The organism is Bdellovibrio sp. SKB1291214, assembly GCF_002209355.2.
Lineage (GTDB): Bacteria > Bdellovibrionota > Bdellovibrionia > Bdellovibrionales > Bdellovibrionaceae > Bdellovibrio.
Map to the genome: position 1 here is coordinate 2262367 of NZ_CP106855.1, position 15938 is coordinate 2278304.

The 15938-nt window shown below is 45.3% G+C and carries 12 protein-coding genes; 10 read left to right on the forward strand and 2 right to left on the reverse strand.

Annotation, left to right across the window (positions count from 1 at the left end):
- Positions 1-137 precede the first annotated feature (137 nt).
- Genes B9G69_RS11195 through B9G69_RS11225 form a run of 7 tightly spaced genes read left to right on the forward strand, consistent with a single transcriptional unit; the run spans position 138 to position 10532 of the window.
- On the forward strand, positions 138-1397 hold the full coding sequence (locus B9G69_RS11195; protein WP_176400932.1) for a PepSY-associated TM helix domain-containing protein: 1260 nt from the start codon (positions 138-140) through the stop codon (positions 1395-1397).
- On the forward strand, positions 1394-2599 hold the full coding sequence (locus B9G69_RS11200) for an MFS transporter (protein WP_265437740.1): 1206 nt from the start codon (positions 1394-1396) through the stop codon (positions 2597-2599). Before B9G69_RS11195 ends, B9G69_RS11200 begins: the two co-directional genes overlap by 4 nt.
- Positions 2596-4383, forward strand: a complete 1788-nt coding sequence (locus B9G69_RS11205; protein ID WP_088614975.1) for an IucA/IucC family protein — start codon at positions 2596-2598, stop codon at positions 4381-4383. The genes B9G69_RS11200 and B9G69_RS11205 overlap by 4 nt, the downstream gene beginning before the upstream one ends.
- Complete coding sequence (locus tag B9G69_RS11210; protein ID WP_088614974.1) at positions 4380-5348, forward strand: GNAT family N-acetyltransferase; 969 nt, start codon at positions 4380-4382, stop codon at positions 5346-5348. The genes B9G69_RS11205 and B9G69_RS11210 overlap by 4 nt, the downstream gene beginning before the upstream one ends.
- Positions 5345-7153 (forward strand): IucA/IucC family protein, encoded by a 1809-nt coding sequence (locus B9G69_RS11215; RefSeq protein ID WP_254916822.1) that lies wholly within the window; start codon positions 5345-5347, stop codon positions 7151-7153. Before B9G69_RS11210 ends, B9G69_RS11215 begins: the two co-directional genes overlap by 4 nt.
- 1 nt (position 7154) lies before the next feature.
- Positions 7155-8432, forward strand: coding sequence for a lysine N(6)-hydroxylase/L-ornithine N(5)-oxygenase family protein (locus tag B9G69_RS11220; protein WP_088614972.1), 1278 nt, complete (start codon positions 7155-7157; stop codon positions 8430-8432).
- 24 nt (positions 8433-8456) lie between these two features.
- Positions 8457-10532, forward strand: a complete 2076-nt coding sequence (locus B9G69_RS11225; protein WP_088614971.1) for a TonB-dependent receptor — start codon at positions 8457-8459, stop codon at positions 10530-10532.
- Positions 10533-10593: 61 nt separating this feature from the next.
- Here the strand turns inward: B9G69_RS11225 and B9G69_RS11230 are convergent, their stop codons facing one another.
- Together B9G69_RS11230 and B9G69_RS11235 are read right to left on the reverse strand one after the other, a co-directional pair.
- Entirely contained in the window at positions 10594-11289 is a 696-nt protein-coding gene (locus tag B9G69_RS11230) for a ComEC/Rec2 family competence protein (protein WP_265437741.1), read from the reverse strand.
- Positions 11290-11351: 62 nt separating this feature from the next.
- Positions 11352-12266 carry a ComEC/Rec2 family competence protein gene (locus tag B9G69_RS11235; protein WP_088614970.1) on the reverse strand — a complete coding sequence of 305 codons (915 nt, stop codon included), beginning with the start codon at positions 12264-12266 and terminating at the stop codon, positions 11352-11354.
- A 314-nt stretch (positions 12267-12580) separates the two neighbouring features.
- Between B9G69_RS11235 and B9G69_RS11240 the strand changes: the two genes are divergently transcribed.
- From B9G69_RS11240 to B9G69_RS11250, 3 genes are read left to right on the forward strand one after another with little or no spacing between them, the layout of a single operon-like run.
- Complete coding sequence (locus tag B9G69_RS11240) at positions 12581-13105, forward strand: tetratricopeptide repeat protein (RefSeq protein WP_088614969.1); 525 nt, start codon at positions 12581-12583, stop codon at positions 13103-13105.
- 19 nt (positions 13106-13124) lie between these two features.
- Positions 13125-14771 carry a LysM peptidoglycan-binding domain-containing protein gene (locus tag B9G69_RS11245; protein ID WP_088614968.1) on the forward strand — a complete coding sequence of 549 codons (1647 nt, stop codon included), beginning with the start codon at positions 13125-13127 and terminating at the stop codon, positions 14769-14771.
- Between the two features lie 40 nt (positions 14772-14811).
- On the forward strand, positions 14812-15753 hold the full coding sequence (locus B9G69_RS11250; protein ID WP_088614967.1) for a DNA-processing protein DprA: 942 nt from the start codon (positions 14812-14814) through the stop codon (positions 15751-15753).
- Positions 15754-15938: the final 185 nt, after the last annotated feature.

Consider the following 15938-nt stretch of genomic DNA (forward strand, 5'->3'; position numbering starts at 1 on the left):
TTTTCAACAACTGCTCACATAGGTCAATTTTTTGAGAAAACTCCCTCTGTGTGATACCTATTGCACCCAGCAATATGAGTCTAAAAAACAAAGCATTCCGATTCTTTTACAAAGTTCACGCCTACCTCGGTTTATTCGTGGCAGTGCATTTTATTTTCTTAAGCATTAGCGGTTCGATTTTACTTTTCAAAGAAGAAGTCGAAGGCACGCCCGAAGTCTCGGCCGCCTCGGCTGAGCAAACATCCCTTTCTGTGTCGGAACTGATGACGAATGTTTTGAATAAGTATCCGGGCGAAAGACCCCTCGCGGTTTTCAAGGATGATGAGCATGAAAACATCCTCAACGTGCGCCTGGGAATGAACGATACCAAGATGTTTCGTGGTGCTCGCAAGCTGACTTACGATGCACGCACAGGGGCTGAGATCAATGTTGAAGCCAGCAAAAGCGATTTCATGGAAGTTATGCTTAAGCTTCATCGTGAGTTCTTCCTAGGTTCGACGGGTAAGATCTATGTCGGCATTATTGGATTGCTTTACTTCTTTGTGATGCTTTCTGGATTTTTCATCTATGGTAACTTTGCCAAAAAAGTTGCTTTCGGTGAAGTGCGATTGAAATCACCCCGTCAGTGGACCTCAGATATGCACCGCTATATCGGTATCGGAGTTATGGCCTGGGGTTTGATCATTGGCGGGACAGGTTTCCTTTTGGGAATAAGTTCAACTTTGATCAAGGTTTACCAATATCAAGAACTGAAAGAGATCACCAAGCAGTACAAAGACCTGCACGGCGACAATGATCATCTGCATAATGCAGGCGTATTAGATAATGTGATCAAAACTTCCGAAAAGGCATTGCCAGATTCCAAAGTGGATTACATCGCCATGCCAGATACACAATTTTCTCCTCCCAATCATTTTCTGGTTGTGATGAATGGCAACACCCCGCAAACAGAACGCATGGTTCAACTGGTTGTGGTTGATGCTGCGACAGGATTGCAAGGAGAAGTTCGTAATCTGCCTTGGTACATGAAAATCACCTTGGCATCGGAGCCTTTGCATTTTGGAAATTACGGCGGACTTTTCCTAAAGATCGTTTGGCTGGGTTTTTCGATCTTTTCTTTGGCTTTGCCGATAATGGGGTTGGTGATTTGGTATAAGCGTAGAAATCCCTCAGCCGCGACCAGTTCTGCCAAAAATGAATCCAGTAAACTGTCGGACTCAAAATTATTCCAAAGTCGCTTTGCAATTCCGATGATCTTGTTTGTCGTGACGGCCGTCATGATTATCGCCGCCTTTATCCTAGGCGGTGCATTCGCGATGGCTTCAGGATATGTGCTTTTGATTCCGTTGATTTTGACAGGCATGGTTGTTCTTCGTGGTAGCGGAGGGCGTTCGTGAACTTAGCGATCCTGGCAAACTTAAACACTATCACCTTCAGTGCGCTGCAGATTCTGTTGTTCACGCTTTTGCCCTATTTGGCAGAAACGATGCACATCAGTCTGGCGACGGTGGTGGCCACGTTTAGTGCCGGATCGTTTTTGTTTTTATGGTCTTCACCGTACTGGGCGGCAAAAAGTGATAAAACAGGTCGCCAGCCCATTTTGATTGCAGGCCTTGCCGGTTTGGGAATTTCCACAGTCCTGTTGTGGTCGCTCACTCAGTGGGGCGCTCAGATGGGTGCCGTGGTAGTCACTGTGATTTTGGTTTTAAGCCGTGTGATTTATGGATTGCTGGCATCAGCGATCATTCCAGTCGCGCAGGCTTTGCAAGTCGATATGTCAGAATCTAAATCTGCAATGAAGGCGATGATTTCAAACTCGATGAGCTTAAATATTGGCCGCTCGTTAGGTCCCATTTATGTTTTACTAAGCGGCGGTCAAAACATGGACCAGGTCCTCGCCGGTTTCTTGCTGTGGATTGTCTTGTTGATCGGTGCCAATCTTTGGGCTCTGCGTTTGCAATCGCCACAGATGAAAACCGCCGCAGCTCAAGAAGCGGGAGCTTCGTCTTGGAGTCTCGCTTTCAATCGCATGCGCTGGGTGTTCTTGCTAGCGATCCTTTTCACAAGTTTCATTGGTATTTTAAATTCTTCATTGGCAGTGATTCTGAAGCACAGTTTCTCGTTAAGCAGCCAGGATTCTGGGGTGTTGATGGCTAAACTCCTGTTGGTCAGCTCAGTGATTGCAGTGGTGACTCAGTTTTTGGGCCGGATGTTTTTCAAAAATCCTTGGCAAGGTGCCTTGGTGATTGGAGCTCTGACGTTGCTTGTGGGCTCGGTTCTGCTTCAAGTGATGAACTTGGAATCACAGCTTTGGACTGCGATTGTGTTTTTGTCAGTTGGGATCGCTTTGGTTCCACCATGCTATTTGACTTTGATGACGATGGTGGACCCGCAGCATGTGGGTTTGGGACGTAAAGCGGGTATTGTCAGTGCAGCGAATACAATTGGTTATGCCGTGGGCGGAGCCATGGCTGCACTGACTTTGAAAATTAAATTGTTCTCTTTAGAAACACTGTTGATCGCCTTGGTGGTTCTTATGATGGTCAGCATTGTGGTTCTTTATCGCCAACGTGAAGTCTTGGCAGGGAGGCGTAAATGAATTTGCACGAATTAACACTTCGTCATTCAGCTTCTTGTTTCTTTAATTCACTTTTTCGCGAGTGGTTTGACTATTCGATCGGCGATGCTCCGACTGCTGTTTCTGTGAAGACCGGATGCAAGCTGGTTTTGACGATTCAATTAACAGGCGGCGAGACGCTTTATTTGCCTTTGACACGGCATTCGTTGATGGGACGTCATCAATACCATTCCCTCTTTTTTGTCGCACAAGGTGATTTCATAACTGAAATGTCCTTCATGGCTGTGGCAGACAAGCTCGTGAAACATCTAACGACGGTTTTTCCAAACAGTGTGGGTAATGATGCGGTCTTTATGGAGCGCTTAAAGAACTCCGTTGAAAATATCGAGTTGGCGCTAGGACACCGCAAACCGGATTTGGAAAGCATTTACACTCAGCCCCTGAACTTTCAGCAAGCCGAGCAAGGCCTGATGATCGGTCATAACTTTCATCCGTATCCGAAGATGCGCGAAGGTTTCGATGAAGCCGACTATCGCAAATACTCCCCCGAGATGGCGGGACGGTTTGCCTTGAGTTGGTTCTTGGCAAAACCAGAAATTCTGTCCAACGAAAAAGCACAAAAATTCGCCGTTGAACAATGGACGATGGATGTCTTTATGAAGGACTTCGCTGATTCCAAGTTGGCTTCTGAGAAATTGAAAGCGGGTTACGTTCCGTTCCCAGTGCATCCTTGGCAGAAACAACATCTTTTGAAAAATAAAACGATACAGTCCTATCTTGAAAAAGGGGATTTGATTGATTTGGGCATGGCTGATAAGCCTTGGTATCCCACGACTTCGTTGCGTTCTATCTATGCTCCTCATTCTCCGTATATGATGAAGTTTTCTTTAACTCTGCGTCTGACAAACTCGATTCGCCATTTGACGCTTGTTGAAGTGGTGCGTGGGCTACAAGTTTATGATGTCTTTATGACTGCTAAAGCCCAAGAGTTTTCTCGCAAGCATCCGCAGTTCCATGTGGTGTTTGAGCCGGCATTTATGGCATTGAAAGACCTGAATGGCGAAATTTTGACAGACTCAATCGTTGTTTGTCGCGAAAATCCATTTATGGAACCGAACCAGGAAGAGGCCGTTGTCCTTTCAACATTGGCTCAAGACAATCCCCTTGGTGGCGAAAACTTGATTCAGAAGGCCATCCGTAAGGAAGCAGCAAAAACTCACCGCTCTTTAGGGGATATCGCGCAGCAGTGGTTTGCTCGTTATTTGGAAGTGGCTGTGAAGCCATTGGTTCATGCGCAAGCGAATTACGGAATCTTATTAGGAGCGCATCAACAAAATCTGATCTTAAGCTTAAAAGCAAATTTTCCAGAGAAAGCTTATTTTAGAGACTGCCAAGGCACAGGTTACAGTCATTTTGGATTTTCTTTATACGGGACAGAAGTGGCAAGCCTGCAAATGGAAAATGGGAATATCTTAGACGACAAGGGCAACATCCTATTCGCATATTATTTGATGATTAACTCGACATTCAATGTGATTGCGGCGATCGCGGCGGACGGCTGGGTGAGTGAGGATGAACTTGTCACGGATCTGCGCAACTTCTTGCAATCCATTCGCGCATCGAATCCACAAGATCAATCGTGCTTAAACTACCTTTTGGATCAGCCAGAAATTTGGCACAAAGGGAATTTCACATGCAGTTTGCAAAACTTAAACGAAAATACGACGGCCAATCCACTGTCGATCTATAACTTGATTAAAAACCCGATCGCCGCGGCTGCGATGAAGGCGGAGGAACTGGTATGAATCAACAGACGTACTTGCATGTTCAAGAAAACAAAAAATATACAGCTCATCTAGCGGGGAACGTTTTAACCGTCACCGGGTCAGAAATGGGGACAGAGATTCCTGCGACAGCGTCGGAGGGCCAGGCAGCAACGTTCAATGTTGAAGAGTCGGCAGACAAAATCCAACTGTTAAGTAAAAATGCGACGGCGGGATCTTCTTTGGTGGCGATGGAGCATCTTTTCACTCACAAGCCGGACTTAAAAGCAATTGCCCTTAATCAGCAATCGGTTGTCAGAGCAGACTTTTATCAAAACCCTTCATTGTGGTGTGCTTATGGGACACAAAATGTAAAACCTGAACAGTGGATGTATTCTGGGAATGTTTATCACCCCATTCGCCCACAGCAAAAACCAGGAGAGCTTCTTTACTCTCGTTACATTCCTAGCATTGGTAAAACTTTGAGCTTTCGTGTGATGGATGTGGAACGCGATCTAAAAACGTTCCATTTCTGGCACAATCAACCCTACGTCAATGAGTTCTGGGAGCTGGCAAAGCCAGAAGCCGAACTAAAGGAATACATTGAAAAAGGCTTGGCTGACTTGCATTCGATTCCAACGTTTGTTGAGTTCGATGGGGTGCCCGTCGGTTACTTTGAAATGTATTGGACATTAGAAGACCGCTTGGGCCCTTACTATGAGTCGGAAGCGTTTGATCGCGGTTTCCATTTATTGATCGGGAACATGGATTACTTGGGTTTTAAAAATACAGACGCAATTTTGAAATCGGCGACGCACTACTTGTTTTTAGAAGAGCCTCGCACACGCAAAATCATGGCAGAACCACGTTCGGATAATCAACGCATCATCCGTTATGTTGAAACTTTCTCGGCCTGGAAAAAATTAAAAGAGTTCGATTTCCCTCATAAACGGGCGGCTTTGTTAGAATGCCGTCGCGAAAGATTCTTTATGGGGAATTTCCTGTGAGTTTAACTGCGAACACTCTTCATTCTGGATCCGCGTGGGTGCGCGTAAATCAGAACCTGGTGGCAAAAAGCCTTCAGGAGCTTAGCTATGAGCAAATTTTAAAACCCACGAGTCAGCCTTCAGCCACTGCTGCAGGAGAATCCTCTGACGTTCAGAATTATGTGTTCGCCTTGCAAAGTGGAGTTGAATACCACTGTCAGGGTTGGCAGGGTATTTGGACCGATATTAAAGTGCAATCCGACTCTATCATGAGGGTTGTAGATGGCATTAAAATGCCAGTGAAAAGTGCGGGACAGTTTTTTATCGACTGCCAAAAAGAAACCGGCATGGATGATATCATTCTTGGAAACTTCCTGGAAGAAATGCACAACACGCTCTTTTCAGACTTGCGCATCGAAAGAAAGCAGGCCGAACAAACATCTGAAGAAATGACGAAGTGGTCAGGGCTTAAAATTCAGTCGGTCCTTAATGGCCATCCCAAACTTTTGTTGAACAAAGGTCGCATCACTTGGAGTGAAGGCGATTTGCAAGAATTTGCCCCGGAAAGTCAGCCCGTAATTCGTCTGATGTGGTTGGCAATTCGTAAGAATTCAGCGTTAGCCGCTGCGATGCCCGGGGTGAATACGGATGTTATTTTGGGTCAGTCGATGGATGAAGCGGAATTAAAACGTTTTGATCAGGAGTTGGCGGAACTAGAGCTTACTAAATCAGATTACGTTTTCGTTCCAGTTCATCCATGGCAGTGGGACCGTTTTATCCAAGTGCAATTTGCAGGGGAACTTTCCACTGGAGTCATTAAGGCTTTGGGAGTTTTTGGTGACGAGTATCAGCCGCAAATTTCTATTCGCACATTGTCGAATATTTCTCGTCCAGGTCAGTGGGATATTAAACTGCCGGTTACTATTTTAAATACTTCCAGCATCCGCGGAATTGCTGCGAAATACATTCCCGTGGGTGGCGAGCTGTCTCAAAAAATGACCGATATCTGTGCGGCGGATCCACTTTTAAAGAACGTGCAGGTCTTAAGTGAAAAAGCGGGCGTCAGCTTTCAGCATCCAATTTATAAGCAAGTCACTATGGCTCCCTATCGCTATCACGAATACCTGGGAGCTATTTGGAGAGAGTGTGCTGAATCTAAAGCTGGCCCCGGTGAGTCTGCAGTTTTAACTGGAAGTTTCTTTCATAAGGATGCGGCAGGAAATTCTTTGTTAGGTTCTTATGTGAAGGCCTCCGGCTTAACGATGTCCCAATGGCTTCGTCGTTATTTCGAAGTGGTTGTCGTACCTTTGTATCATCTGCAACTTAAATACGGGATTGGCCTGGTTTCCCACGGTCAGAATATCGTTCTTAAGTTAAAAGATCATGCCCCCGTCGGTCTGATCATCAAAGATTTCCAAGGGGACCTTCGTTTGGCGAAGAATTCCATCTTGGTAGAGCAGTCTGCAAGTCTGGCTAGCCATTTATTGCAGCTACCTCGCAATTACTTAATTCATGATTTGTTCACGGGACATTTTGTCACGGTTTTGCGTTTTGTTTCGGAAGTTTTGAAAGAGTGCGATGGTTACTCGGAATACGACTTTTACGGTATTTTGGGCGAAGTTCTTCGCGATTATCTTTCAACTACGGGGAAAAACTTGAATGTGGATGACAGCGTCAACCTTCTGGCGGAAAAAATGCCTCGTGTGCTGGTAAATAAAGTGCGTTTTAAGATCGGTTATGCCGACTCCCATGAGCGCCCGGTCCCCATGGTCGGAGACGAACTTCTGAATCCATTAGTCTTAGGACTTAATAAAGGAGCACCGTAAGATGGACCAAAAATATAATCTTATTGGTATCGGTATCGGCGTATTCAATCTGTCTCTTGCTGCACTTGCTGACAAAACGGCAGGCGTGCATTCTGCATTCTTTGACGGGAAACCGAATTTTGACTGGCACTCTGAAATCATGTTTGCGGATTCTGAAATGCAGACCTCATTCCTTAAAGACTTGGTCATGGGTGCAGACCCAACAAATCCTTACAGCTTCATGAATTACTTGGTGTCCAACGGCTTGTATTATTCTTTCATGAACACGAATCGCTCGGTGGTGACTCGTCGTGAATTTGAGATGTACTGCCAATGGGTCAGTAAACAGTTGGTCCACCGTTTGAATTTTGGCGCACAAATTGACGAAGTGAACTTTAAGGACGGTCAGTTCCTGGTTCGCGCGGGAAATAACGTTTCTAAAGCCGATAACATCTGTATCGGAACAGGCCTTACGCCAAATATTCCTGATTTCGCCAAGGACTTTATTGGTCCCAAAGTATTCCACGCCAAATCTTCGCATCTTAAAAGCTTAGATGTGACGGGTAAAAATGTTGTTGTGATCGGAGGCGGTCAGACGGGGATTGAAATCTTCCGTAACTGCTTTAAAGGCAAATGGGGGCAAGCTAACAGCACACGCATGATTTCCAGCCGTCAAAACTTAGAGCCCTTGGACAACTCTCCCTTCGTGAACGAATACTTCACTCCGTATTACGTGGAAGAGTTCTTTGGCTTAGATCAAACGTTGAAAGATCCTATCGTTCGTCATCAAAAAATGGCTTCGGACGGTAACACGCCAGAATATCTGGAGGCGATGTACAACGATATCTATCAAATTCGTCACGTGCACCAATCTGAAGCGGTGATTGAAATCCTGCCGTCACGTTGCATGGATCGTATCGAGGAAGCGGGTAATGGTTATAAATTAACTGTTAGCAGCACATTTTCAAATAAGACGGAAACACACTTTGCCGATATCGTGATCTTAAGTACGGGGTTTAGAACTCGTATTCCGCACATCATTGAGCCGATCCAAAATATGATCGACTTTGATGCCAATGGACGTTTCATTTTACAGAAGAATTTCTCTGTGAAATGGAAAGGCCCGAAAGAGAATAAGATTTATGCCATGAATTTCAGTCGTCATGGTCACGGCATCTCTGAACCGCAAACAAGCTTGATGGCGTGGAGATCTGCTTCCATCCTAAATGATTTGTTGGGTAAAGAGCACTATCAGACTTCAAAAACAGTTCCTAATTTTGTTAGCTATAAAGGATTATAAAAAGGAAAGAAGGAAAAGGGAGAAATGAGAATTTTCATCGCAGCATTGTTCACCATGCAGGCCTGCTTAGCACAGGCTCAAACACCACAGACGACACCAGAAACCACAGAAAGTAAACCCACAGAATCTTACCAACTTCAAAAGGTAGAAATCCTTGGTAATAAAGAGGATAAGTCTTACCTAGAAAGTACAGAGTCTATCTCTGTTCTTCAGGCGGAGACCTATGATAAGGGCGTAAAAACAGATTCTATTAAAGCCTTGAACGCACTTCCTAACGTTCAAGTGACTAAGAATGACAATACATTCAGTATCCGCGGTATTAACAATATCGGTGTCACGGGCTATCAAAAAGACAACTTGGCATCCATTATGGTCGATGACGTTTTCCAAACGGACCTTGCGATTTCCGCAGGTGCTTTTGATTTCTGGGATTTGGATCACGTAGAAATCTATCGTGGCGCTCAATCCACAACTCAAGGTGTGAATTCTTTGGCAGGTAATATTCTTTTGTTCCATCGTAAGGCGAGCGAACAAACGGAAGGTGCTGCTAAGGCAGGAGTCGGCACCTATGGTTACAAAGAAATCGGCGCAGTTACCAACAATACGATGCTCGATAAAAAGATTTTGACTCGTGTTGCTGTAAATGTGGAACGTTACGATGGCTTCATCGATAATGTGACTACTGGTAATGATCGCTGGGGACGTCAGGATAAGAACTATATCTCTGGAGACATGATTTATAAAATCAACGCTTTCGACGAAATCCGTTGGAACTTGAAGGTCATGCAGACCGAGAACGGCGGAACTTACTCTCAGTCAACTAACCCATTCGATTATCATGTGTATGAAGACGTCGATAACCGCACGCTGACTAATAACCAGCAAACAAGTCTTCGCTACACCCAGAAAATCAACGAGAATAGCAGCAACGAAACCATCCTGGCTTACTCTCAAAGTGATCAAGATGCGACGGCAGATGCTGACGGAACTTCATCAAACACAGCCGGTGTTCGCTATGAGGATCACACCGATAATTACTTGAGTGTTGAAAATCTGTACAAATATCAAAGCGAAAAAATTAAAAACGTTTTGGGTTTGCACTTTCATGACTACACAATCAAAGATGATTACAACTTTAACGTGCTAGCTCCGGGACCTGTTCCGGTTCGTCAAAAAACTGAAAAGTACCAAGATACTTACGCGATCTTTGATTCAATGCTTTATAAGTTCAATGAATCTCACGCCATGAATTTGGGACTTCGTTACGAGTACATGAAAAACAAATTTGATTCTTACATCGTTTATGGAACGACAAGAACTGCGAACGGTAACGAAGAGGGCGGTATCTTACTGCCTAAGATTGGTTATGTATTCTCTCACGGTATCAGCTCCTACGGCGTGTCTTACACTCAAGGTTACCGTACAGGTGGTGTCAGCGTGAATCGCTGGACTTCAAACGTTTCTCAATACGACCCAGAAACGACTCACAACTTTGAGTTAAGTTATAAGTGTGTCCAAGATCAGCTGAAAGTGGCAGCTAACGTGTTTTACACTCACTGGGTGGACCAGCAGGTTTTAATCCAGTACGCGGCAAACAATCCGTACAACTCGGCGACAGTCAATGCTGCAAGCTCTGAAGTTTACGGCGCGGAATTGGAAGCACAGTACACGATCAATCCACAAAATTTATTGGGTATGGGGGTCGGTTACAACCATACCAAGTTCATCGATTTTAAAGGGCCTTTGAACCAAAACTACGATGGCAATGAATTCCCATTTGCAAGTCCGTGGACTGGAAGCGTGAACTACGTGTTCAAGCCAACGGACAACTGGGCTTGGGACACGACTCTTAGATACTTGGCGCAAAGTTACAGCGATGCTGCGAACACGTCCGCCAAAAGAGCTCCAGAGCAGTTCTATTTGGATACTTCGTTGGCCTACCTGATTGCACCTATCAGCTTGAATGTTGAAACATATATTAGAAACGTCCTTGATCAAAAATACGTGACTTACGACGCTTCCAACGCGTTCTACGGTACGAAAGTGTATCAAGTAAATTCTCCGCGCGAATTTGGGGCTCGAGTGACTTACTTCTGGTAAGTGTAATTTTAGCTCAGAACTAAGTAAAAAAGGCTCCCCCGAAACGGGAGCCTTTTTTTTATCATTTTTCAAACCAGATATTCCCCCAGTCTTCTGTTTTCAGAGTGGGAATGCGATGCTGTCTTAAACGATAGAGGACTTCGGGGTGAGGGTGTTTATAGCGTTCATAACGAGCCGACGACACGGCCATAAGAAGCCGGGGCATTCGCTGTAGCAGTTCTTCTGAAGTGCTGGTACGGCTGCCGTGGTGGCCCAGAATTAATACACGCACTCCCGCTATCCAAGGTAATTCCATCCAGGATTTTTCTGAAGCGATGGGGGAATCCCCGGGGAATAAGAATTCTCCAAAACGAAGGACCTGGCTTAAGGCATTTGAATCTGATTTTCCCAAATTTTTCTGAGTGTTCCGCAGGTTCAATGCATTGTTTTCTTTCAACCCACGCCACATCGGCAAATTGATGTCTGTTTTGCAGTCTTTAAACTCTGCAAGCATTTTCATTTTTTTAGCGGAGGACACACCTTGGGGGCGAAGGGCCAGACATGACTGCCACGATTTGGGCCAACGGGACAATGCTCCGATATGATCCCAATCCCAGTGACTTAGATAAATCAAATTGTCCTTATCGCGACAAAGTTTGCCGACTTTTTTCCATGGAAATTTCTCTCCACCGACGTCAAAATGCCGGCACGTGCAATTCTCAACGGACGTGATCCATTGGCCCTGTCCCACGTTCCATATCACGACATACGAGAACACGGATTTATTAGCCAATGGACTTGCGCTGAAGGTAATTAGAAAAAACGAGCCCAGGGAGAATCTTAAGATCCACTCCACTCTGAATCCCTTCCTTGACGCAGTCGCAATCGCAAAAAGTGAAAAAAGATATGCCAAGAAAATATCCAGACCCACAGTGTGGATAACAGGATCTGTTTTGACGAGCTTGCCGGAATGGGCTCAGAGACCCATGTCAGAATTCGTGCAAATGTCGTCATCACGAAATCAAAAGCAAAGACCGTGTGGGGAGCAATCACACTTATAAATCCTAGCGGTAGTAGTAAATATGAAACGATCGGGCCTAATAGTAGGTTGTATAAAAGTGACAGGGGGTGCAGTGAACTCAACCCCCATAGTGGAGCACACATGAAAATAAAAACTGCGCATTGATTGAACAATACGCGCTGAATTTTATTTTTTATTTTTAGGAGTGAACTCCATGAAAGCGCCAAACTGGCACACCAACTCATCAACAAAGACGGGGAGTTCCACCACGCCGGAAAAAGTGCAAGTGTGAAACATCCTGCGATCAAGGTCATCTGATCCGCCGGAAAATACCATCTGCGATTTTGTAACACACCTCGCAAACCCAATGCAGATAAGGCTCTTACGGCAGGTGGTTGGAAGCCAACCGCGACAGAATAAAAGGCTAAAAGCAAGAATCTTACAAAAAATGGAATTCTAAGCAGCGCAAAAAGTTCGTCCAGCAAAATTAAGTGAGATCCCGAGATGACGAATATATGTATCAACGATGTCTTCACCAAATTCTGTTTCAGGTTCTGATCGTCCAGCTTTTCACCGCAGACAATTGAGGTCAGCGCAGAGTAATTAACTGACTCGCGAGGAAGGAGTGTAAGACATTTTTGTTGATAACTTTCAGAAAGGCCTGATGCATTATTCAGCAATGTGTCTGTCGTGCAATTGCTCAAGCTCAGAGCAAGGAGAAGTAGAATAATCATGAATTCGAGGACTTAGCAAAAATCGCCGCAAATACCATTTCTAAAATAATCTGTAATGAGGGCACTGCGTCCGCAGAGACCGGATTGTAAGATCTGAAATTAGAGCGCTGAAAAAGATTGCGATTTTAGCAAAATATCTACTGATAACAATAGCTTATGATGTGCCTAAATTTCATGCAAATCGCTGAAACCATTGAAATTCAACAGGTCTAAGGTCCAGCATTACAATAACTCAACATTTTGTGTGGATAAGTCTGCTTGTTTGCACTTTGGGTTGCATGTCATACTGGTAAAAGATCAAGGAGTGTCGACAGATGAAGCAACTAGGACGATTGGCAACAACACTACTTTTAAGCTTACCTTTGGCTGCTGCAGCTAAGTCAACAAACACTATCAAAGGTGCCGCACAAACACCCAAGCAACAGGCGTTGTTGGTGGAATTGACGGGACAAGATTTCAGAAAACAATCCGACACAGAGCTGTATGCTGAAATGGTAGGCGCTTCACAACGCGATGATGAGATCGGTCTTAAAAGCCGTCTGCAAAGCCTTTTGACGCGTTTTCCGGCAAGTACGTATGCTGACAACGCATTGTTCTTGGCGGGACGTATGGCTGTTGAGCACAACAATTTTCCGGAAGCGATTCGTTATTTCGCACGCATTGAAAAAGAATATCCAAACAGTGACAAAGCCGCGAGTGCGAAATTCGCTAAAGCAATGACTTACAAAAAAATGAATCTGCCACAATTTGCAAAACGTTCCCTGGCAGAAGTGAGATCTCGGTATCCAGGCAGTCCAGAGTCCTTCCGTGCTGACTCTGAACTAAAACTGTTCAACTAAGAATAATCTTTTTGCAAGGATGCAAACAGTGAAGAACAAGAAGTTCTCTGTCTCATTGACAATTATTTTCTGCGCGCTCTTGGTACAAGTCCAAGCAGCGCACGCCCAAGATGCAGCACCTCCAGATACGACTTGGGATGCAGATCCTTTAGATGTTTTAGATAAAAAGGAAGAAACTCCTCTGGAGCCAAGTGTTCCGGAGTTCACTGAAATTCCTGCGCCTGATAGCAATCAGACGGTCGAAACGCCTCCGCCGCCTGCGGCACCTGACGTGCCCACGCCAGAGGTGCCAAGTGAAGTTCCGGCGCCCACTCATGCGGATGCAGGATATTCGAACACAACGGCTGCTGCTGCCAGTGACGATCCCGATTTTAATAAAGAAAATCGTTTCCACAACATTTACAAAAAGTACAACGAAACGCCGACCTCGGACGAAGCCTGGGATAAAGCTGTGGGTGCTCGTAAGTCTGAAGTTTATAAAGTCGAAAAAGGAAATACTCTTTGGGACATTTCTAATACGTTTTTCGGTGATCCTAATTTCTGGCCCAAGCTTTGGTCGTTGAATAACGGATCGATTTTAAATCCCCATGAAATTACACCGGACATGAATATCAAATTCTATCCAGGTACAATGATGGATGCCCCAACGCTGGCCGTGGCTGGTAAGGACGGGGAGGCTGCGACTGAAAATGAAGCCGATAAAGTTGTCGAGCCAAGTGTATCAGAGCCCGCAATCCCACCGAGCCGCCGTAAGCATGTTCCAGTTTTAGGCGCACTTCCAAACAGTTTGCCTAAAGGACGTTTTGGTGTTTACGACGACAGTACAAGTGTTGAAGTGGAATTTAGAGAAAACAAAATGCCGACGGCTTTCGAATTTTTGTCGTACTATGTAGCTGATGAAGCTGTGAGTGGTCCTGGCAAAATCACGGGAACCGAAGTTGATTCCAAAACTGCAAATGAATTCCAATACGTTTACGTGCAATTCGATAATGGCACACCGGAAAAAAACTATATCGCTCAGAAAAACATGGGTGAGGTGGACGATCCAGGAGTCAAGGGACGTAAAGCAAGAATGGTCGAGATCCAAGGTGGCGTAGAAATTCTTGAAAAAGTAAACGCTGAAAAGAATATCTATCGCGCTATCGTCAAAAAAGCGATTCAGCCGGTTGAAGTGGGTGCCGTTCTTGTTCCTGGCGAAGTTCCAATGATTGATCCGACTCCGGGTGCAGTTAGCAATATCGCGAACGCAAAAATTATGGGTGGAGAATTCGGCAAAAGACGTGGGATGTTTAGTTCCAACTCTTTGATCTTTTTAGATGGAGGGACATCGAAAGGATTCGCAGTCGGACAAAACCTTTCGATCTTTGCTGACAGTGCTCTTCGCAACAAGCAATCGGGTGCGATTTTAAATGACCGTACGATTGGCTCTTTAAAGATCGTTAAGGTCACTCCTAACTTTGCGACGGCTTACGTGACGAACTCAACAGATGATATCCTGTTGGGAGATTATGTCGGCAACGGAGCTAAGACGGCCTCTGTGGATAAAGACGTCGTGGAAAGTCATGAGCCGGAGACGCAAGAGCAGATTGATAATGAATTGGATATGGGTGGTCAGCCTGCTGTGGATACGGGCCCCGGATCTGAAGAACTCGATTTAGAGCTATAGTGGTTCAAAAAAGGCTCTGCAATTTGCAGGGCCTTTTTTTATGACCGAAATATTTGCTCTCTCCCAACTTATTAAGCTTCATCCTCTTTACAGCCTTCATCGAGATGAAATTCAACAAACCTATTTGCGACTGTCGCGTTTGGGATGTCTGACCGAGTTTTACCTGCGCCAGGCGATGCACGAGTACCTGCCATTGGTTGGTGAGGCGCTTGAGAAAAATCATGCCTTGTACAAAGAGCATTGTGCTGAAGCCCTCCGCTGGCAAATGGAGGGTGTGCAGTTTGTATGTTATGGTGAAGCCACTTATCCCACTCAGTGCTATCGCATGGCCGATCCGCCGCTAACCCTTAGCTATCGCGGCTCACCTTGTTGGATGATTGAAAGATCGATTTCAATCGTCGGCAGTCGTGAACCCAGCGCAGATTCATTACGATGGATGGAGCAGGAGCTGACTCAGTTTTTTACGATGCAAATGCCGATAGTGATTAGTGGAGGCGCCCGAGGTGTGGATCAGAAGGCGCACTCGCTGTCATTGCGGAAGCGATGCCCGACAGCAGTGGTTTTGCCTTCGGGGCTTGGTGAAATCTATCCTTCCAGTTTGCAAGAGTGGATGACGCCCGTATTAGATCAGGGAGGATGTTTCATCAGTGAATACGAACCGAAGCAGGCCATGCATAAGCGGCTTTTTCATCATCGCAATCGTTTGATAGCAGCCCTGGGGCGTGCGACGTTGCTGGTCGAAGCTCGTCGGCGCAGTGGAACCTTAATTACAGCCCATCAGGCGGCTGAACTTTCGCGGCCAGTTTGGGTAGTGCCGGGCCATCCCCTTGATCCTCATTTCTTGGGAGGGTTGGATCTGTTGTTAGATGGCGCACAATTAGTACGCGATGCCCAAGATTTATCCACGCTATTTCACTCCGAGTTATTAACAGACGATTTTAAGGTGGCAGGTATTGGGGGTCTTTTAGGTGGTACCCACTAGGGATAGTGGGTGATTTTAAATGACAAATTAAGGACGAAAAAAGTGAAATCATCTAAAAAAATCTTTTGCAAGGCGTGGGGAAATGCTCTTACCATTTGATTCAAGGGAGGGGCGATGTGGTCAAGGATGACCGTGGTAGTAAGGATGCTGCTGCATCGCTCTTATTTAAAAGTTTAAAAGAACCG